This is a genomic window from Oceanicola sp. D3, from assembly GCF_006351965.1.
Lineage (GTDB): Bacteria > Pseudomonadota > Alphaproteobacteria > Rhodobacterales > Rhodobacteraceae > Vannielia.
The window spans coordinates 2,765,775-2,785,918 of sequence record NZ_CP040932.1 but is presented as its reverse complement, the minus strand read 5'-3'; the positions used below and the strand labels follow the sequence as shown (position 1 = coordinate 2,785,918).

The window sequence follows — 20,144 nt, the reverse complement described above, 5'->3', positions numbered from 1 at the left end:
CCGCGGGGCTCCGGGCAGGGAGAGTTTCCGCAAGAAAATGAAGCAGATCGGCCGCCCTGTTCATTTTCTTGCGGCAAATATTTCCGGGGGGTCTGGGGGGCTGGCCCCCTATGGTGCACCGCCGCCGCGCGGGCAACGCCGAATGCCGACCACGGCGCTCAAGGCCAGCCTGGGGCGGCGCTTGCCCCGCCGCTCCGACCAGCCCTACTGCGGCGCAGCCTGGCTCGCGAACTGCTTCATCAGCACGCCCGCCGCCGTTTTCAGCCGGGGAAGGAAGCCGCCTTTGGGCACATCGCGCTCAGCCACCAGTGGCACGGTGATCGCTTCCATGTCGGGCAGGGTCACGGTGAGCTGTGCCACCTCATCGCCCGCCACCACGGGCGCGCGCAACGGGCCCTCATAGCTCACCTCCGCCTTCAGGCTGTCCTGCGCAAGCGCAGGCATCAGCACATCAAGGTCGTTTGCCAGCACCAGCCCAACCCGGGGCTCTGCCCCGAGCCACACCGGCGCTTCGGCCACCCGGGTGCCCTCATCGGCCACGGTCTTCTGCACGAACTGGCGGAACGCCCAGTTGACGATGTTGATCGCCTCCTGCTTGCGTGCATCTTCCGAGGGCAGGCCGGTGATGACAAAAACGATCCGCCGGTTGCCCTGCTTGGCCGAGCCAACAAGCCCATAGCCCGCTTCGGAGGTATGCCCCGTCTTCAGCCCATCCGCGCCAATGCCGAGCTTCAGCAGCGGGTTGCGGTTGTTGTGATTGGTCGGCACCCGCCCGTCGAACTCAAACTTCTCCATCCCGAAGTAGCCGTAGTATTCGGGGAACTCGCGGATAAGCCGCAGCGCCAGAATGCCGAGGTCATGCATCGACATCCGCTGCCCCGGGTTGGGCCAGCCGCTGGCGTTGGCGAAGGTGGAGTTTTCCATGCCGAGGTCGCGGGCGCGCTCATTCATCAGCCGGGCAAAGCCGTCTTCGGTGCCCGCCAGCCCTTCGGCCACCACCACGCAGGCGTCATTGCCCGATTGCACAACGATCCCCTTGATCAGCTGTTCGACCGAGGGCCTGTCGGTGGTGTTGAGAAACATCGACGAGCCGCCCATGTTCTTGGCGCGCTCGCTCACGGTGAAGGTCGTGTCCAGCGTCACCCGCCCGTCGCGGAGCGCCTCGAACAGCATGTTCAGCGTCATCAGCTTGGACATGGAGGCCGGGGGCAGGGCGGTGTCGGCGTTTTTCGACAGCAGGATCGTGCCCGTCGTCTCATCGACGACCCAGGCCGAGGTGGCGCGGGTTTCGAAGGCGGCGGCGGCGGTGGTTGCGGCGGCAATGACCGCAGCGGCAATCAATGTTGCGAAGCCGTGGAGGCGAAGCATGGGGGCGGAAGTCCTTTCCTGTCCGGCCCCGGCGCGACTGGCCGGGGGGTGGTGCAGGGCGGGGCTTGGCTTGCGGCTGAGTCCCGCCTCAGTTGCTCACAAAATACGCGTCCTGGAAGCCCATCGCCTTAACTTTTTTGAGAAGTGCCTCGCGATCGGCGGCACTATGCGCAGGGCCGATCACGACACGCCAGAATGTTTTGCCGGCGCTCTGCTGCTCATAGACGGTGGGCACCACGCCGGACTTGCGCATATTGGCGGCGGTGCGATTTGCGTTGTCCTCGACCGAGAAGATCCCGATCTGCACATAGTTCTTGCCGCCCGACGGCTTGGGCCCGGCTGCCTTGGGGGCAGGCGCGGTGGCCGCTGCGGCGGTGGGGGCAAGCGGTGCTGCGGAAATCTCGGGCGTCGCCGTGCCAGCCGGGGCCACGGGGGGCGCGGCATCGGGGGCGGCAGAAATTGTGGCATCGGCCTTGGCGCGACGCGTGTTCTTGCCTTTCAGGCGCTGCCAGAAGCCCTTCTTGGCCTTGGGTTCCGGCCCTGCGGGGGCGGCAGCGCTTGCGGTATCAACAGCCGTGCCAGCGGCAGCGGCACCTGCGGCGCCCGTGCCCTCGGCCCGCGCAATGGCGGCCTCGGCAGAGGCCAGCGGTGCATCAAGCGATTTCTGCTCGATCGCTTCGGGCGCAGCGATGGTATCTGTGCTCACGGGGGCAGGGGCCGCGGCCGGAGCCGCCTCGGGCACCTCTTCGCGCACCAGTGCCACCACGTTCAGCTTGGTCGGCGCACCGGGCAACAGACCCAGCGCATTGGCCGCATCGGAGGAAAGCTGAAGCTTGGGCCCCGGGTTTTCGCGCTCGCGCTTGAACAGCGCACCGATCACGAATTTTCCGTTGGTTTCATTGCGGATGATAACCCGCTCGGGCTCTTTCACATCGGGGTGGGCAATCCAGACCCCGCCGAGCGAAGGCCGCCCGTCCCAAAGCCCGTCTTCGGTTTTCGAGAAAACTTCCGGCGCTTCCACGTCCCGTTCCACCAGCTTGGTGGTTGCCGGACGGTCCACTGCCGCCGTTGCTGGCCCGTCGGCCTTCTTGCCGCCGAACTTCAGCCCCGTGCCATCTTCACAGGCCGTCAGCGCCAATACCGACACCGAAATCACACCTACATGAAGGAGTTTGCCCTTGCCCATGCTTCGCCCCTTTGTCCGCCTTTTGGTCGGGTCTTTGCCCGCCATGGCATTTTTTGCCGCCGGTTTGCCCGGCTGAACTGCTCTCAGACGTCACAATACATACCAGAGGGCCGCATGGGAACCCGGGATGTCATGGCCAAGCAGAAATTGGCGCGTAGGGTGTTGCCTTTTTCGCGCCACCGGGGTTTCTGGGCCGCGCCCCTCCCGGTCGGTGATTTGCGCCGCAGGGAAGGCAGAGCGGAAGCGTGGCCGAGTGGTTGAAGGCACTGGTCTTGAAAACCAGCAACGGGGAAACTCGTTCGTGGGTTCGAATCCCACCGCTTCCGCCACCTCCAGCGTGCTCGACCCACAGGCCAAGCCGCAGGCCCCCCGTTCCTCATCTCCCTCCTAAACGCAAGCAGCACGCCGGTTGCTCGCACCGAAGCCTGTGCCAGCCCGTTGCACGCAGATGGCCAAAGACATAGTCAGGCGTGCATGTTAGGGCTAACATACTAAGCAGGAAAGGACATGGCGCATGGCGAACGGGCAGGAATGGTGGCGGGGGTCTGTCACATATCAGATCTACCCAAGATCTTTCATGGACGCCGATGGCGACGGGATCGGTGATCTGAAAGGCATCGCCCAGCGGCTGGATCATGTTGCCAGCCTTGGCGTGGATGCGATCTGGCTCAGCCCGGTCTTTCCCTCGCCGATGGCGGACATGGGCTATGACGTGTCGGACTACACCGATATCGACCCGACCTTCGGCACGCTGGAGGACTTTGACGCGCTGGTCGACAAGGCCCATGCGCTTGGCCTCAAGGTCATCATCGACCAGGTGCTCAGCCACGCCTCCGACCAGCACCCCTATTTCACCGAAAGCCGCCAGAGCCGCGACAATCCCAAGGCGGATTGGTTTGTCTGGGCCGATCCAAAGCCCGATGGCACGCCGCCCAACAATTGGCTGGCGATCTTCGGTGGGTCGTCCTGGGAGTGGGATGCGCGGCGGCGGCAGTATTACTTCCACAACTTCCTGCGCGAACAGCCGGATTGGAACTTCCACAATCCCGAGGTGCAGGACTACCTGCTGGACTGCGTCCGCTTCTGGCTCGACCGCGGGGTCGATGGCTTCCGGCTCGACACCGTCAACTTCTATGTCCACGACCAACTGCTGCGCGACAACGCCGCAAACCCCTTGCCCTGGGCGCAGGAGGCCGTGCGGCCCTTTGAAATGCAGTACACGCTGTTTTCTAAGAACCGGCCCGAGAACATTGCCTTTCTGGAGCGGCTGCGGGCGCTGCTGGATGAATATGAGGGGCGCACCATGGTGGGCGAGGTGGGCGACAGCCACCATTCGATCGACCTCATGGGCGAATATACCTCCGGCTCCAACCGTCTCCACATGGCCTACAGCTTTGAACTGCTGGGGCCGGATTTTTCGCCCAAGCACTTCCGCAGCCGTATCGAGGCGTTCTTCAAAGGCGCGCCCGATGGCTGGCCGTGCTGGGCCTTCTCCAACCATGATGTGCCGCGCCATGTGGGGCGCTGGCTGGAGCACGCGGGCGATCAGGAGGCGCTGGCCAAACAGGCCGCCGCCCTGTTGCTCAGTTTCGAAGGCTCGATCTGCATCTATCAGGGCGAGGAGCTGGGGCAGGTCGATACCGTGCTGAGTTTCGAAGAGCTGACCGATCCGGAGGGCATCAACTTCTGGCCGGAAAAGACCGGGCGCGATGGCTGCCGCACACCGATGATTTGGGAGGCGAATGCGCCGAACGGTGGCTTTTCAATCGCCAACAAAACCTGGCTGCCGGTGAAGCCGCCGCAGCAGGCGCGCGCGGTTTCGGCCCAGGGCGAGAACAGCGTGCTGGCGTTCTATCGCGCCATGCTGGCCCTGCGCCGGGCCGAGCCCGATCTGCGGCTCGGGAACACGGGCTTTGTGGATTTCCCCGAACCGGTGCTAGGCTTCCAGCGAGGAGACAGCTTGATGTGCATCTATAACCTTTCGCCAGAGCCGGTCACCGTTGATCTGCCGAGCCGGATCACCCCGGTTCTCGAGCAAGCGGCGGAGGTTGGTGACGGCTCCCTTTCGCTCGGGCCCAACGGCTTTGTCATCGGAAGGCTGGCGTAATGGCCGAGGCCGGGGCGAGCACCACGCCGCGCGCGCTCCCGCCGCATATGAGCGAGGGCGATGTTGAAGCCCTGCTTCACGCACGCCACGACCGGCCATTTGATGTTCTTGGCGTGCACAAGAGCGGGCGCAAAGCCTGGTGCGTGGCGCTGGTGCCTGATGCCACCTCGGTGGTGGCGAAGGTTGGGCGCAAGAGCGTGCCGCTTGAGCGTTTGGAAGGCCCGCTCTTTGCCGCGCAGGTGCCCAACTCGGAATCGGCGCATTCGCTAACGGCGCAGTTCGAGGATGGGGCGAGCTGGGCGTTTGAAGATCCCTACAGGTTTGGCCCGGTCCTTCAGGATATGGACCAATACCTGATCGGCGAGGGCACGCACCGGCATCTCTGGAAGGCGCTCGGCGCGCATGTGACCGAGCTGGAGGGCATTGCCGGCACGCATTTCGCCGTCTGGGCGCCCAACGCTGCGCGGGTTTCGGTCGTGGGGGATTTCAACACCTGGGACGGCCGCCGCCACCCGATGCGCCGGGTGGGTGTGTCGGGCGTGTGGGAGATCTTCCTGCCCGGTCTCGGGGAGGGCGAGCTCTACAAATACGAGATCGCGCCGACCGAGGGCGCCCCCTTCCTCAAGGCCGACCCTGTGGGCTTCGGGGCGCAGCACCCGCCCGAAACCTCTTCCGTCATCCGCGATATCTCGGGGTATGGCTGGTCCGATGAGGATTGGATGGCAACCCGCGGCGACAGGCAGCGCCGTGAAGAGCCGATGTCGATCTACGAGGTGCATCTCGGCTCATGGCGGCGGGCCGAGGATGGGCGCAGGCTCTCCTACAAGGAACTGGCGCGCGAACTGGTGGACTACGCCAAATGGATGGGCTTCACGCATCTTGAGTTTCTGCCGATCAGCGAATTTCCGTTTGATGGCTCATGGGGCTACCAGCCGCTTGGCATGTATGCCCCCACGATCCGCTTTGGGCCGCCACATGAGTTTCGGGATCTGGTGGAGGCGGCGCATAAGGCGGATTTGGGCGTGATCCTTGATTGGGTGCCCGGGCACTTCCCGGAAGACGCCCACGGCCTTGCCCGTTTCGACGGCACCCACCTTTACGAACATTCCGACCCGCGCGAGGGCTTCCATCAGGACTGGAACACGCTGATCTACAATTATGGGCGCACCGAGGTGAAAAACTACCTCACCGCCAACGCCTTGTATTGGCTGAGCGAATACCATGTCGACGGGCTGCGCGTGGATGCCGTCGCCTCAATGCTCTACCGCGATTATTCCCGCGCCCAGGATGCCTGGGTGCCCAACAAGGACGGCGGGCGCGAGAATTATGAGGCCATCGACTTCCTGAAGGAGATGAACACGCTTTGCTATGGCGAGGTGGAGGGCATCATGACGGTAGCCGAGGAATCCACCGCCTTTCCCGGCGTTTCCGCCCCGGTGGATGCGGGCGGGCTCGGCTTTGGCTTCAAGTGGAACATGGGGTGGATGAACGACACCCTGCGCTACATCGAAAAAGACCCGATCCACCGCAAATACGATCATCACCTGATGACCCTGCCGATCGACTATTCCTTTTCGGAAAATTTCATTCTGCCGATAAGCCATGACGAGGTGGTGCACGGCAAGGGCTCGATGATCGAGAAGATGCCGGGCGACGAATGGGAGAAATTCGCCAATCTGCGCGCCTACTACGGCTACATGTGGGGGCATCCCGGCAAGAAGCTGCTCTTCATGGGCTGCGAGTTTGGCCAGTGGAGCGAATGGAACCATGATGTCTCGCTCGATTGGGACGCCCTGCATGGCGAAAAGCAGCGCGGCCTTCAGAGCCTTGTGCGCGATCTGAACCACCTGCACCGCAACACGCCTGCTCTGCACCGGCGCGATTGTGACCCGTCTGGGTTTCGCTGGATCGCCAATGATCCAGAGCAGTCGCTCTCGGCTTTTGCCCGCTTCGGCGAGGAGGGGGACGCGCCGGTGGTGGTGGTCTGCAACTTCACGCCGGTCGAGCGCAACTGGCGCATCGGCGTGCCACGCCCGGGAACCTGGGAGGAGGTTCTCAACTCGGATGCTGCGGCCTATGGCGGCGGCGACCGGGGCAATGGCGGCGCGGTCCAGAGCCAAGCGGGCGACTGGGACGGGCTGCCGCAATCAATCGAACTCAAGGTGCCGCCTCTGGCCACCCTGATGCTTCGGCACAAGACTTAATGGAGGAAACGGACATGGTCGAAACCAAGAGGTTGTCTCAACGCTCGATGGCATTCGTGTTGGCGGGTGGGCGCGGCTCGCGCCTGAAAGAGCTGACCGACCGGCGGGTCAAACCGGCCGTGTATTTCGGCGGCAAGACCCGGATCATCGACTTCGCCCTGTCCAACGCCGTCAATTCCGGCATCCGCCGAATGGCTGTGGCCACCCAGTACAAGGCCCATTCGCTGATCCGCCACTGCCAGCGCGGCTGGAACTTCTTTCGCGCCGAGCGCAACGAGTTTCTCGATATCCTGCCCGCCTCGCAGCGCGTGTCGGAGTCGATGTGGTATCGCGGCACTGCCGATGCGGTGACCCAAAACATCGACATCGTCGACAGCTACGGCATTGACTACATCGTAATCCTTGCAGGCGATCATATCTACAAGATGGATTACGAGATCATGCTGGAGCAGCACGTCAAGGCCGATGCCGACGTGACGATTGGCTGCCTGACGGTGCCGCGCAAGGACGCCTCGGCCTTCGGGGTGATGGCGGTGGATACCGAAAGCCGCATCACCTCCTTCCTCGAAAAGCCCGCTGATCCGCCCGCCACGCCGGAAGACCCGACAAAGGCACTGGCCTCGATGGGGATCTACGTTTTCAAATGGAGTTTCCTGCGCGAGCTTTTGCTGGCCGATGCCGAAGATACCAACTCCTCGCATGATTTCGGCAATGATCTGATCCCCGACATCGTGAAGAACGGCAAGGCCATCGCCCACCGCTTCGATGACAGCTGCGTGCGCGCCGAGGGTGCGCCGAGCTACTGGCGCGACGTCGGCACGCTCGATGCCTTCTGGGAGGCCAATATCGACCTTACCGACTTCACCCCCGAGCTTGATCTCTGGGATAGGGATTGGCCGATCTGGACCTATTCCGAGTCTGCCCCGCCAGCCAAGTTCATCCACGACGAGAAAGACCGCCGGGGCGTGGCGATCTCGTCGATGGTGTCGGGCGGCTGCGTCATTTCGGGCACCGAGGTGCGCAACTCACTGCTGTTCACGCAGGTGCACACCAATTCCTACGCCGTGCTCGATCATTCGGTCGTCTTGCCCGATGTGGTCGTCCACCGCTCGGCCCGGCTGCGCAAATGCGTGATCGACCGGGGTGTCGAAATCCCCAAGGGGCTCGTGGTGGGGGAAGATCCGGTTGAAGACGCCAAGTTCTTCCGCGTCACCGAAAAGGGGACAACCCTCATTACCGCAGACATGGTTGCCAAATGGGAAGCTGCCCAGTGATCAAGGTTCTCTCCGTCGCCTCCGAGTGCGCGCCACTCATCAAGACCGGCGGATTGGCCGATGTGGCCGGGGCTCTGCCCGCCGCCCTGCATGAGCACGGCGTCGAGATGTGCACCCTCTTGCCGGGCTACCCGGCTGTGATGGCGGCGCTGGGCAAGGCCACGGAGGTGGCGCAGATCGACGGCTGCTTTGGCGGCGCGGCCCGCTTGCTTGCGGGGCAGGCAGCCGGGCTGGAGCTGCTGGTGCTCGATGCGCCGCATCTGTTTGACCGGGCCGGTAGCATCTACCTTGGCCCGGATGGCCTCGACTGGCCCGATAACCCCGAGCGCTTCGCTGCGCTCAGCCGCGTGGCGGCGGATATTGCCGCTGGCGAGCTGGGGGCGTGGCGCCCCGATCTGGTGCATTGTCACGACTGGCAGGCGGGGCTCGTGCCCTACTATCTCAAGCGGGGCGCGGCGGAGCCGGTGCCAAGCATCCTGACGGTTCACAACATCGCCTTTCAGGGCCACGCCCCGATGGCCCGCGCCCGCGCTCTGGGGATCGCCAAGGCGGACCTGAGCAAAGATGGCGTGGAATACTGGGGGCAGATTTCGGCGCTCAAGGCCGGGCTGGTCTTTGCCGATCACCTCACCACCGTATCGCCGACCTACGCCGAAGAGCTGAAAACGCCAGAGTTCGGCATGGGGCTGGATGGGGTGCTGCGCAGCCGCCGCGCTGATCTGTCGGGCATCCTCAACGGGATTGATCTCACCGTCTGGTCGCCCGAGGTTGATAGCCACATCCACACCTACAAAACGCCACGCGGCAAGCTGGCCAACAAAAAGGCCCTGCGCGCCGAATTTGGCCTGCCCGAAACCGATGGCCCGCTCTGCGTGGTGGTCTCGCGGATGACCGAACAAAAGGGGCTGGACCTTTTGCAACAGGCCTTGCCCGCGCTGCTTGGCGGCGGCGGGCAGCTTGCACTGCTCGGCTCCGGTGATCCGGGGCTGGAGGCGGCCTTTAAGGCGATGGACGATCCGAATGTTGCCGTGCGCCTCGGCTATGACGAGGCCCTCTCACACCGCATGATCGCCGGGGGCGACGCAATCATCGTGCCCTCCCGGTTCGAGCCCTGCGGGCTGACCCAGCTTTACGGGCTGCGCTACGGCACGGTGCCAGTGGTTGCCCTGACCGGCGGCCTTGCCGACACCGTCATCCCGATGACGCCAGCAACAATGGCCCGCGAGGTGGCCACCGGGCTCCAGTTCCACCCGATCACCGCAGAGGCGCTGGGCAACGCATTGTCTCGGCTTTGCACCCTTTTTCAGGCCCCCAAGCTGTGGTCAAAGGTGCAGCGCAACGCAATGGCGCACCCCGCTGGCTGGGGGCCATCCGCCGCTGCCTATGCCGCCCTTTATGCTGATCTGATCGAGGCCGCCTGATGACGTCAAACCAACTCAGTGCGGGCCGCCCGCATCCGCTGGGCGCAACATTTGATGGCCAGGGCGTCAACTTTGCCGTGTTTTCGCAGCATGCAACGCGGGTCACGCTCTGCCTGTGCGACGATCAGGGCCACGAGACCTTCCTGATCGACCTTGTCGAGCGCGAGGGGCACATCTGGCACGGCTATGTCGATGGGCTGCGCCCGGGGCAGCAATACGGCTACCGGGTGCATGGCCCCTATGCCCCGCAGGAGGGCCACCGGTTCAACCCGCACAAGCTGCTGATCGACCCTTATTCCAAGCAGCTCACCGGGCACCTGCAATGGCACGACGCGCTCTATGGCTACGAAATCGGCCACCCGGATGAAGACCTCAGCTTCGACACCCGCGACAGCGCCCCCTACATGCCGAGATCGGTCGTGGCCGACCCCTCCTTTGCATGGGGGCGACAGGAGCGGCTGCGGCTCGATACACCTTGGGTCGATACGATCATCTACGAAGCGCATGTCAAAGGCCTGACCGCCATGCGCAAGGACATCCCCAACGCGGGCAAATTCCTTGCGATGGCCTCCGAGCCGATGCTGAGGCACCTGAAAGACCTTGGCGTAACCGCGATCGAGCTGATGCCCGTTCACGCCTCGGTTGATGACCGGTTCTTGGTCGACAAGGGGCTCAGCAACTACTGGGGCTACATGACCTACGGGTTCTTTGCGCCCGATCCCCGGTTTCTGAGCCGAAAGGAAATTTCCGAGTTTCAACAGATGGTTGCCCGGTTCCATTCTGCCGGGATCGAGGTGATCCTCGATGTGGTCTACAACCACACCGCCGAGGGCGACCAGCGCGGGCCCACACTGAGCTTCCGCGGCTTCGACAACGCCAGCTACTACCGGCTGGCCGAAGACAAGCGCTGCTACATCAACGACACCGGCTGCGGCAACACGCTCGATATGGATCATCCCTTCGTGCTGCGAATGGTCATGGATTCCCTGCGCTACTGGGTCGAAACCATGCATGTAGACGGGTTCCGCTTTGATCTGGCCGCCACATTGGCCCGCAGCGGTGGGCAGTTTGACCGTGACGGCGCCTTCTGCCGCTCCATCCGGCAGGATCCGGTGCTCAATAAGGTCAAGATGATCGCCGAGCCCTGGGACGTGGGGCCTGATGGCTATCAGCTCGGGGCCTTCTCCTCGCCCTTCGCGGAATGGAATGACAAGTATCGCGACAATGTCCGCAAGTTCTGGCGCGGCGATGCGCTGAGCACCCGCAAGCTGGCCGGGCACGTGACAGGCTCGGCCATTCGGTTTGACCATGACGGTCGACCTGCCACCACCTCGATCAATTTCGTCACCGCGCATGACGGTTTCACCCTGATGGACACCGTCAGCTACAACCACAAGCACAACGAGGCCAATGGCGAAGACAGCCGCGACGGGCATGATCACAACTGCTCGGACAATTGCGGTGTAGAGGGGCCGACCGACGATCCGGCGATCATCGCCAAACGCGCCCGGCGGCGCAGAAATATCATGGCCACGCTGATGCTCAGTCAGGGCACGCCGATGATCCTCGCAGGCGACGAGCTGGGCAACTCGCAGGGCGGTAACAACAACGCCTACTGTCAGGACAACGAGATCGGCTGGGTCAACTGGGACGAGGCCGATCCTGATTTCCTCGCTTTCTGCCGCCAGATCATCGCCTTTCGCAAGGCCACGCCGATCTTGCGGCAAAAGCGCTTTTTGCACTCACGCACGCGGGCCGTCGATGGCAAGCCCGATGTCTTCTGGCGCCGCGCCGATGGCGATGCGATGGCCGAGGAAGACTGGGGCCGCGATGACCTGCATTTCGTCGGCGTCGAGATGCGCATGGCCCGGGGCACCCCGGCGTATGAGCCACGCTTCGGCGCGGTCTACCTTGTGTTCAACGCCGGTGCCGCGCTGCGCGTCACCTTGCCAGAGACCTTGCCCGGCCACCGCTGGCGCCGCGTCATCGACACCTCCAGCCACAACGCGCAGCCGGCCCGCGCCGGGGTTGCCAACGTCGCCGAAGACAGCGTGGTGGCCTTCGAACTCTGCCCAATCACCGACGGCAGGGATATGGCGGTAGAACATCGTGGAAGGAGGGCCAAAGCATGAGCCGTAAAACGGTAAAAACGCAGCCGATCGCCGGGCAAAAGCCGGGCACCAGCGGATTGCGCAAGAAAACCCGCATCTTCATGGAGCCGGGCTATCTGGAAAACTACGTGCAGGCCATCTTCGACGGCATCGGCGGTGTCGAGGGCAAGGTTCTGGTGGTTGGTGGCGACGGTCGCTATTTCAACGACACCGCCATCGAGACCATCCTGCGCATTGCCGAGGCCAACGGCGCGGCGCGCTGCATCGTGGGGCAGGGGGGCTTGCTCTCTACGCCCGCCGCATCGCACCTGATCCGCAAGCGCGGGGCCGATGGCGGCCTCATCCTCTCGGCCAGCCACAACCCCGGCGGCCCGGACGAGGACTTCGGGCTCAAATACAACGGCCCCAACGGCGGCCCCGCGCCCGAAGGCGTGACCGACGAGATCTTCGCCCGCACGCAGGACATCGCCGCCTACCACATCTTCGATGGCGGCGCGGTCGCGCTTGAGCAAATCGGCACCAGCCAGCTCGGCGAGATGGAAGTCGAAATCGTCGATCCGGTGGCGGATTACGCCGAGCTGATGGCCGGGCTCTTCGATTTCGAGGCCATTTCCGCCCTGTTCAAGGGTGGGTTTCGGGCCTGTTTCGATGCCATGCACGCCATCACCGGCCCCTATGCCCGCGACATCCTCGAAACCCGCCTTGGGGCACCTGCTGGCACGGTGATCAACGGCGTACCGAAACCCGATTTTGGCGGCGGCCACCCGGACCCAAACCCGGTTTGGGCAAAGCCCCTGATGGACAGGATGTATGGCGAGGATGCGCCCGACTTCGGTGCCGCATCGGATGGCGACGGCGACCGCAACATGATCGTGGGCGCCAACTGCTACGTCAGCCCATCTGACAGCCTCGCCGTTCTGGCCGATCTCGCCCATCTGGCCCCCGGCTATGCCAATGGCCTTACCGGTGTCGCCCGCTCCATGCCCACCTCCGCCGCAGCCGACCGTGTTGCAGAGGCCAAGGGAATGGCCTGCTTTGAGACGCCCACGGGGTGGAAGTTTTTCGGCAACCTGCTCGATGCCGGGCGGGTGACGCTCTGCGGCGAGGAGAGCGCCGGCACAGGCTCAAACCACGTGCGCGAGAAAGACGGGCTCTGGGCGGTGCTGCTCTGGCTCAACATCCTCGCTGCGACAGGCAAATCCGTTTCGCAGCTGATGGCCGACCATTGGGCGCGCTACGGGCGCAACTATTACTCCCGGCACGATTACGAGGCCGTCGAAACAGAGTCTGCCAATGTCCTGATGAACAGCCTGAGAGAGCGGCTTTCAACGCTCCCCGGCATGGAGGTTGCTGGCCTGACGGTGACCGAGGCAGATGAGTTTTCCTATCACGACCCGGTCGATGGCTCCGTCGCAAAGGGGCAGGGGCTGCGGATCTTCTTTGAAGGCGGCGGGCGCGTGGTGTTTCGCCTCTCCGGCACCGGAACCGAGGGCGCAACCCTGAGGGTCTATCTCGAACGGCTCGAAACGTCTCCCAACGCCCTCCACCAAGATCCGCAAGAGGCACTGGCCCCGATCATCGAGGCCGCAGACGCGCTTGCAGGCATTTCGCAGCGCACCGGTCGCAGCAAGCCAGACGTTATCACCTGAGGCCCCGCCGCTTTGGGAAATCTCGACCCGCACTCACCCCACGGCCCAAGGTGCGGGTTAGCCCGCCCCGGCGCCCTTTAGATGTGCGGCAACAAAACCGTCTTCAATCGCGCGCGCCACAAACCTGTCCAGGGCAGAAATCCGCGGGTTCCTCGGGCCGGGCAGCACCATCGTCTGCTCCACCTTGGTCAGAACCCCGGGCAGAATGCGAACCTCCCTGTCACCCTTGAAGTAACGCTCCAAGGAGGCCCGCACCCCGGCCACCACATCGCCGCGCCCGTCGCGAAACTCGGCAAAACTCTCAGTGGGGGTGCCGGAATGCTCCAGCCGGGCATGGGCCAGATTGGCGCTGAGATACATGTCATAGGCTGAGCCGGTCGAGGTGAGCACCGTCACGCCGGGGCGGTCTGCGTCCTTTGTATCATGGATGTCACTGCCCGCCCGCGCGGCGTAGGTGGCTTCGATCACGTGGTAGGGCCGGGCAAAGCTGATGCGCTCTGCCCGCACCGCATCAATCGCCAGAAAGCCCACATCCCAGATACCCCGTTCTGCATCGGCAAAGACCTTGCCCGCCCCGTCGTAGATAACCGGCTCAAACCGGGCGCCGATCTCATCGGCAAGGCGGCGGGCGAGTGCGGGGCTGATGCCTTCAAGGCTGGCGCCGTTCTGTTGCACCAGCGCTCGGTTGCCGGTGTTGATCGCCGCCCGCAGCCGCCCGGAAGGTGCGATGGCCGCCAGATCAGCTTCGGCCATGCTATGGCCCCTCCGCACCCAGCCGCTTGATCTGCGCGTCACGCAGCAGGGCGGCGGTGCGGTAAAACCCATGCGCCATCTTGGAGTAGGGCAGGGTGAGAAAGAAGGCGAGCACAGCGCCAAGATGCAGCGCCAGCAGGCCCGGCACCAGCGGTGTGCCGGTTGCAGCGTAGAGAATAAGGCCGGTCAGGCCGGTCACACCAAGCAGCAGGATGAAGCCCATCTCACCTCCCCACACGCGGTGATCTCCCAGCGCCGGATCGGCCTTTGTCTTCAGCCATGCAAGCCCGCCGGTGCCGACAACAAGCAACAGGCCGCCGGGGATGCCGAGCAGCTTGGGCAGGCTGAAGAGGGCGTAGGGCGCTTGCAGCCCGAGGAGGTAGTGCATCAAGGTGCCCGAGGCGGTGGAGGCGAAGCACAGCAAGAAGCCCCAGAGCACCGCCTGATGCGCATGGCGCCGCGTGTTCGAGAAACGGTCACCCTTTTCGAAGTTGCAGCCTTGCCCCTGTCCGCCATCAAGGTTGCGCATCTGGCCAATCATCCGCCCCGCCTCGGCCCAATCCGCCAGCGCAATGCGCCGCCCGCCCACCTCGCGCCAGTAGCCGCGCAGGCTGATGGCGATGGAGAGCAGCGGAAGCAGGAAGGCCGGGGCGAAGATCGCCACCATCGCCGCGTGCGAGAGGTAGGCGTAAAAACCCTCGCCCGTGCCACCAATGGCCGAGAAGGCCCAAAACAGCGCCGCGATCCCCACTACCAGCGCCGCCGCCAAAGCGGTGCCTTGGCGTTGAAACAGCCGGGCGAAGGCCCCCGGCCACGCATGGCGTTCCCAACTCTCGCTGCGCGCTTCGGCCAGAGCGGCAGGCAGGTTGAGCGCAAACTCATGCGGCTCGGTATACTGGCAGGCGTAGTAGCAGCCCCGGCAGTTGTGGCAGAGGTTGGCCAGTTGCGTGATGTCGCCGCCGTCAAAGGCGCGCTCCTTGAACATCGCCGGAAAGACCGAGCAATACCCCTCGCAGTAGCGGCAGGCGTTGCAAATCTCGATCTGGCGCGCGGCCTCGCCCTGCGCCTCTGTCAGGGGGGCGGTAAGGTCAACTGACATGGCCCGCGGCCTCCTGTCCTGCAATGCGTCCGAAGACGGTGCCAATCGTCATGCCGAAGCCGGCAAGATAGCCTTGGCCAAGGATCGACCCGGCCATGATCTCGCCCGCCGCCCAAACGTTCTCCAGCGGGTGCTCCGGCCCCTGCACGCGCGCGCCCTCGTCAACCCGCAGCCCAAGGTAGGTGAAGGTTACGCCGGGGCGCAGCGAGTATCCGTAGAAAGGCGGCTCGTTGATCGAGCGGGCCCAATTTGTCTTGGGCAGCTCCAGCCCCTCGGTGGCCAGCCCATCAAGCTCGGTGGGGTGGAAGGCACCGGGGCGGCAGGCATTGTTGAAGGTTGTGATCGTCTCGGCGAGCTTGGCCTCGGGCAAGCCCATCTGCTGCGCCAACCCTTCGATGGTGTCCGCCTTGATCGGTGGAAAGACCGACGGCATGAAAAGCTCAAGGGATTTGGAGTCGATGATCGCATAGCCCACCTGCTCGGGCTGCGCCGCCACCAGCCGCCCCCAAATGGCGTAGCGCTTCGGCCAAACATCCTCCCCCTCGTCGTAAAACCGCTCGCCATCGCGGTTGACCACCACCGAGAAGGGCACGCAATCGAGCCGGGTGACGATGCCACCATCAAACTTTGGCGCGCGCCCGTCGATGGCCACGGCATGGCACTGGGTCGGGTCGCCCACACTCTGCGTGCCTTGGTCGAGCATGTCTCTCAGCACGACACCGCGGTTATACGGCGTTCCGCGGATCAGGAAGTTGCGCGCCGCAGGCCCCCAGGCCCGCGCAAGCCAGTCGATATCACCCTGAAACCCGCCAGAGGCCAGCACCGCCGCCTTGCCCGCCATTCGCCGCGTCGTGCCGCCTATCCGCACATCCACCGCGTCAAACCGGCCGCCCTCAAGGTGCACATGGGTCACCTCCGCGTCGTAGAAAACCTGCACCCCAAGGTCTTCGGCGGTGTTGTAATAGGCATTCACCAGCGCCTTCCCTCCGCCGAGAAAAAACGCATTGGTCCGCGACAGCGACAAGGTGCCAGAGAGCGAGGGCTGAAACCGAACGCCATGCGCTTCCATCCACGGCAGGCAGGCTTCCGACTGGCGGATCACCATGCGGGCCAAGGCCTCGTCGGTTTCGCCCTTTGTGACGCGCAGCAGGTCGTCAAAGTATTCGTCTTCGCCGTAGGCATCTGTCAGCACCGAAAGGGGTCCCCGATGCATGCAGCGAAAATTGCGGGTGTGGCGCGAGTTGCCGCCCCGGTGCGACTTGGGCGCGCTCTCCAAAATGGCGACCCGGCAGCCACGCTCGGCGGCTTCGATCGCGGCGCAGAGCGCGGCATTGCCACCCCCGACAACGATCACATCCCAAAGCTCGGCTTCTTCGCTCATGTCTGTTGTCTCATCTGCTTCAGGCGGGCGCCGTGAGCCGCCATGATATGCCCGCGCATCGCCCGCTCTGCGGCGTCCTCGTCACGGGCTTGCAGGGCCGCGAGAATCGCGGCGTGCTCTTTCAGCGCATCTTCGGCGCGCTGGTCTTCGCGCAGGGTGGAGGGGCCAAGAATGAGCAGCGTCGTGTGAATCGAGGCCACCGCCTTTTTCAGAAAGCGGTTGCGGGCCGCATCCAGCAGCGCGGCGTGGAATTGCCGGTTGAGTACATAAACGTCGCCATCCCCCGTTGCCATTGCCTGCTGGATGGAGGCCAGTTCCGCCAGTTCCACCTCCGAGGCGGCGCGGGCGGCAAAACGCGCGGCGGTGCTCTCCAGCACGGCGCGCATGTCGTAAAGTTCCGAGATCTCGGCGTGATCCAGCCGCCGGATGGCCGCCCCCACGCGCGGCACATGGCTCACCACGCCATCGCTCTCAAGCTGGCGGATCGCCTCGCGCACCGGGGTGCGAGAAAACCCGAGCCGCTTGGCAAGCTCCACCTCCATCAGCCGGTCGCCGGGCAGCAGGCGGCCTGCGCGGATCTCTTCGAGAATCCGGCGATGGGCCTCTTGCCCTTGTGACAGCTCCGGCGGCTTCTGGTCGGTCATGGTGTGCTCCTTGCACAGATTGAATACCTGTGTATGCATGGGGATGCAATATAGGATCAGACCATGCCCGCCGCCCCCGACCAATCCCCCGCTCCCCGCACCAACACCTCCCGCCGGATCGAAACCGCGCTGATTGCCGCCGGTGGCGTAGCGCTGTTCATGGCCCTCGGGCTGCCCTTGCCCTTTCTCTTCGGCCCGCTCTTCGGCTGCCTTGGCGCGGCCTTGCTGCAACGCCCACTCAAGGGCTTCGGCCAGATTTCTACCGGCTTCCGCACCATTCTGGGCGTGGCTGTAGGCGCATCGCTTACGCCCGATGTGGTCGCCGCGCTGCCGGCAATGGCGGCCTCGCTGGCCTTCATCCCGCTCTATATCATCGCCATCGGGCTGATCGGCGTGCCCTATTTTCACCGCGTCCACGGGTTTGACCGGGTCACATCGTGGTATGCCGCCATGCCCGGCGGGCTGCAGGATATGATCATCTTCGGCACCGAGGCGGGGGGCAATCCGCGCGCCCTGTCGCTGATCCACGCCACGCGGGTGATGATCATCGTCACTGTCGCCCCGGTCATCCTGACCTTTGGATTCGGCTCCGCGCTGACCAATGACATCGGCGCCCCGGCCACCGAGATCCCGCCGCTGGAGCTGCTGCTGATGGCCGCCGCGGCGTTGGTCGGGTGGAAGGGCGGCGAGCGGATCGGGCTGTTCGGCGCTTCCATCCTCGGCCCGATGATTGTGACCGCAATCCTCAGCCTCTCGGGCCTGATCCACGCCCGCCCCCCGGCCGAGGCGATCCTCGCGGCGCAGTTCTTCATCGGCATAGCGATCGGCGTTGGCTACGTTGGCATCACGCTGGTCGAGCTGCGGCGCGTCGTGCTGGCGGGCGTGGTCTTTGTGCTGATCCTCGCCGTGCTGGCGACGATCTTCACCGAAATCGTCGTGCTGCTGGGGCTGGCGCCGCAGGTCGAGGGCTTCCTTGCCTTCGCGCCGGGGGGGCAGGCCGAAATGACGGTGCTGGCCATCGTCGCGGGGGCTGACCTTGGCTTTGTCATCGTGCATCATCTGGCCCGTGTCTTTCTCGTCATCACCGGCGCCCCGCTGGCCGCGCGGTTCTTGATGCCCTCTCGAAAGGATGAACCATGAGTTTCACCACGCGCCCGGAGTTGCAGGGCACCTTCGGCGTTTGTGCGTCCACCCATTGGATTGCCACAGCCGTTGGCATGAAGATGCTCGAGGCGGGCGGCAATGCCTTTGACGCGGCCGTTGCCATGGGCTTCACGCTCAACGTGGTGGAGCCGCATCTGAACGGGCCGCTGGGCGACATGCCCGCGCTGATCTGGCCCGCCGGTGCGCAGGCCCCGTCGGTAATCTGCGGGCAGGGCCCGGCCCCCGCCGGGGCTACGCTGGCAAAGTATCGCGCCGAAGGGCTGGAGCTGATCCCCGGCGCGGGGCTGCTGGCAACGGTGATCCCCGGAGCCTTCGATGCGTGGATGGTGATGCTGCTGGAGCACGGCACCATGCCCCTGCGCGAGGTGCTGGAGCCGGCCATCCACTACGCCGCCGAGGGCCACCCGATGCTGGCGAGCGTATCGGCGATGATCGCGCAGAATGCAGAACTGTTCCGTGAACACTGGCCAACCTCCGCTGACACATGGCTTGCCGATGGCGAAGCCCCCGCGCCGGGCGCCCTGTTTCGCAATCCTCAGTTGGCGGCTTTCTGGCGTCGGCTGCTGGACGAGGCGGAAGCCGTGCAGGGGCGCGAGGCGCAGATCGAGGCCGCCCGAAAGGCGTTTGCCGAAGGCTTCGTGGCCAGCGCGATTGAGGACTACCTGCAAGACGCCTGCGTGCTTGATGGCACCGGCGAGCGCCGCAAGGGGGTCTTGAGCGGGCAGGACATGGCCGGTTGGCGCGCCACCACCGAACCCGCAGTGTCGGTCGATTACCACGGCTGGCAGGTCTGGAAGGCCGGGCCGTGGTCGCAGGGGCCGTCCCTGCTGCAATCGCTGAGGCTGCTGGAGGCGCAGGGCTTCGGGGCCGAAGACCCGCTCTCGGACGTTGCCGTTCATCGCATTGTCGAAACCCTCAAGCTGTCGATGGCCGACCGGGAAGCCTATTACGGCGACCCCGATCACAGCGCGGTGCCGATGGAGGTGCTGCTGTCGCCCGCATACGCCGCGCGGCGCGCCGCGCTGATCGGCGAGGCGGCCAGCATGGCGCAGCGCCCCGGAGAGGTTGAAGGCTTCGAGGCGCAGGCGCGGGCCTTTGTCGAGCGGGCCGCCCGGGTGCAGCCCAGCGACGCCGGGATCGGCGGCGGGGAGCCAACCTTTGCGCATCTCGCCTCCACGCCCAAACCTCCGGCGGAGGGAGACACGGTGCACGTCGATGTCATCGATCGCTGGGGCAATATGGTGTCGGCCACGCCCTCGGGCGGCTGGCTGCAATCCAACCCGGTGGTGCCCGGCCTCGGCGTGCCGCTCAACAGCCGTGCGCAGATGTTCTGGCTGGACGAGGGCCTGCCAACAACGCTCGCCCCCGGTCGCCGCCCGCGCACCACGCTCACCCCGTCAATGGCCCAGCGGCCCGATGGCACGCGGTTCGCTTTCGGCACGCCCGGTGGCGACCAGCAGGAGCAGTGGCAGCTCACCTTCCTGCTCCGCCTCGTGCATCAGGGCATGAACCTGCAAGCCGCCATCGACGGGCCGCTGTTTCACACTCAGCACCTTCAGGCGAGCTTCTATCCGCGCGGCTGCAAACCCGGTGTGGTGATGATCGAGCCAAACTTTCCCGCGCCAACGCTGGAGGCCCTGCGCGAGAGGGGTCACCTGTTGAACGTGGCCGAGCCGTGGTCGATCGGGCGGCTCACGGCAACGAGCCGGTCACCGGAGGGGGTGTTGAAGGCCGCCGCAACGCCGCGCCTCATGCAGGCCTACGCCGCCGGGCGGTGAGCGGC

14 protein-coding genes and 1 tRNA gene are annotated in these 20,144 nt (G+C 64.8%); 9 read left to right on the top strand and 6 right to left on the bottom strand.

What is annotated here, in order from left to right:
- Positions 1–204 precede the first annotated feature (204 nt).
- Entirely contained in the window at positions 205–1,368 is a 1,164-nt protein-coding gene (locus FHY55_RS14030; protein WP_140014789.1) for a D-alanyl-D-alanine carboxypeptidase family protein, read from the bottom strand.
- Between the two features lie 88 nt (positions 1,369–1,456).
- A complete protein-coding gene (locus FHY55_RS14025) occupies positions 1,457–2,554 on the bottom strand; it encodes an SPOR domain-containing protein (RefSeq protein WP_140014788.1) in 1,098 nt (365 codons plus the stop codon).
- A gap of 239 nt (positions 2,555–2,793) precedes the next feature.
- On the opposite strand from FHY55_RS14025, the gene FHY55_RS14020 reads away from it, so the two are divergent.
- The 7 genes from FHY55_RS14020 to FHY55_RS13990 all read left to right on the top strand — a co-directional run bounded on the left by FHY55_RS14020 (position 2,794) and on the right by FHY55_RS13990 (position 13,320).
- Positions 2,794–2,883 (top strand) — tRNA-Ser (locus FHY55_RS14020).
- A 185-nt stretch (positions 2,884–3,068) separates the two neighbouring features.
- A complete protein-coding gene (locus tag FHY55_RS14015; protein WP_140014787.1) occupies positions 3,069–4,661 on the top strand; it encodes an alpha-amylase family glycosyl hydrolase in 1,593 nt (530 codons plus the stop codon).
- A complete protein-coding gene (gene glgB / locus FHY55_RS14010; protein WP_254695316.1) occupies positions 4,661–6,865 on the top strand; it encodes a 1,4-alpha-glucan branching protein GlgB in 2,205 nt (734 codons plus the stop codon). The genes FHY55_RS14015 and glgB overlap by 1 nt, the downstream gene beginning before the upstream one ends.
- Positions 6,866–6,879: 14 nt before the next feature.
- On the top strand, positions 6,880–8,139 hold the full coding sequence (gene glgC, locus FHY55_RS14005; protein ID WP_140014786.1) for a glucose-1-phosphate adenylyltransferase: 1,260 nt from the start codon (positions 6,880–6,882) through the stop codon (positions 8,137–8,139).
- The gene (gene glgA, locus FHY55_RS14000) at positions 8,136–9,560 is read left to right on the top strand and encodes a glycogen synthase GlgA (RefSeq protein ID WP_168223014.1); all 1,425 of its coding nucleotides are present in this window, start codon (positions 8,136–8,138) and stop codon (positions 9,558–9,560) included. Before glgC ends, glgA begins: the two co-directional genes overlap by 4 nt.
- Positions 9,560–11,692, top strand: coding sequence for a glycogen debranching protein GlgX (gene glgX / locus FHY55_RS13995; RefSeq protein WP_140014784.1), 2,133 nt, complete (start codon positions 9,560–9,562; stop codon positions 11,690–11,692). The genes glgA and glgX overlap by 1 nt, the downstream gene beginning before the upstream one ends.
- Positions 11,689–13,320, top strand: coding sequence for an alpha-D-glucose phosphate-specific phosphoglucomutase (locus FHY55_RS13990; protein WP_140014783.1), 1,632 nt, complete (start codon positions 11,689–11,691; stop codon positions 13,318–13,320). Before glgX ends, FHY55_RS13990 begins: the two co-directional genes overlap by 4 nt.
- A gap of 57 nt (positions 13,321–13,377) precedes the next feature.
- Here the strand turns inward: FHY55_RS13990 and FHY55_RS13985 are convergent, their stop codons facing one another.
- From FHY55_RS13985 to FHY55_RS13970, 4 genes are read right to left on the bottom strand one after another with little or no spacing between them, the layout of a single operon-like run.
- Positions 13,378–14,073: a transporter substrate-binding domain-containing protein gene (locus FHY55_RS13985; protein WP_168223013.1), complete on the bottom strand. Its 696-nt coding sequence runs from the start codon at positions 14,071–14,073 to the stop codon at positions 13,378–13,380.
- 1 nt (position 14,074) lies between these two features.
- A complete protein-coding gene (gene tcuB, locus FHY55_RS13980) occupies positions 14,075–15,172 on the bottom strand; it encodes a tricarballylate utilization 4Fe-4S protein TcuB (RefSeq protein ID WP_140014781.1) in 1,098 nt (365 codons plus the stop codon).
- A complete protein-coding gene (gene tcuA, locus FHY55_RS13975) occupies positions 15,162–16,553 on the bottom strand; it encodes an FAD-dependent tricarballylate dehydrogenase TcuA (RefSeq protein WP_140014780.1) in 1,392 nt (463 codons plus the stop codon). The genes tcuB and tcuA overlap by 11 nt, the downstream gene beginning before the upstream one ends.
- On the bottom strand, positions 16,550–17,197 hold the full coding sequence (locus FHY55_RS13970) for a GntR family transcriptional regulator (protein WP_140014779.1): 648 nt from the start codon (positions 17,195–17,197) through the stop codon (positions 16,550–16,552). Before FHY55_RS13970 ends, tcuA begins: the two co-directional genes overlap by 4 nt.
- A gap of 63 nt (positions 17,198–17,260) precedes the next feature.
- Here FHY55_RS13970 and FHY55_RS13965 point away from each other — a divergent pair, with 63 nt between their 5' ends.
- Both FHY55_RS13965 and FHY55_RS13960 read left to right on the top strand, forming a co-directional pair.
- Positions 17,261–18,337 carry an AbrB family transcriptional regulator gene (locus tag FHY55_RS13965; protein WP_140014778.1) on the top strand — a complete coding sequence of 359 codons (1,077 nt, stop codon included), beginning with the start codon at positions 17,261–17,263 and terminating at the stop codon, positions 18,335–18,337.
- Complete coding sequence (locus FHY55_RS13960; RefSeq protein WP_140014777.1) at positions 18,334–20,139, top strand: gamma-glutamyltransferase family protein; 1,806 nt, start codon at positions 18,334–18,336, stop codon at positions 20,137–20,139. The genes FHY55_RS13965 and FHY55_RS13960 overlap by 4 nt, the downstream gene beginning before the upstream one ends.
- Positions 20,140–20,144 lie beyond the last annotated feature (5 nt).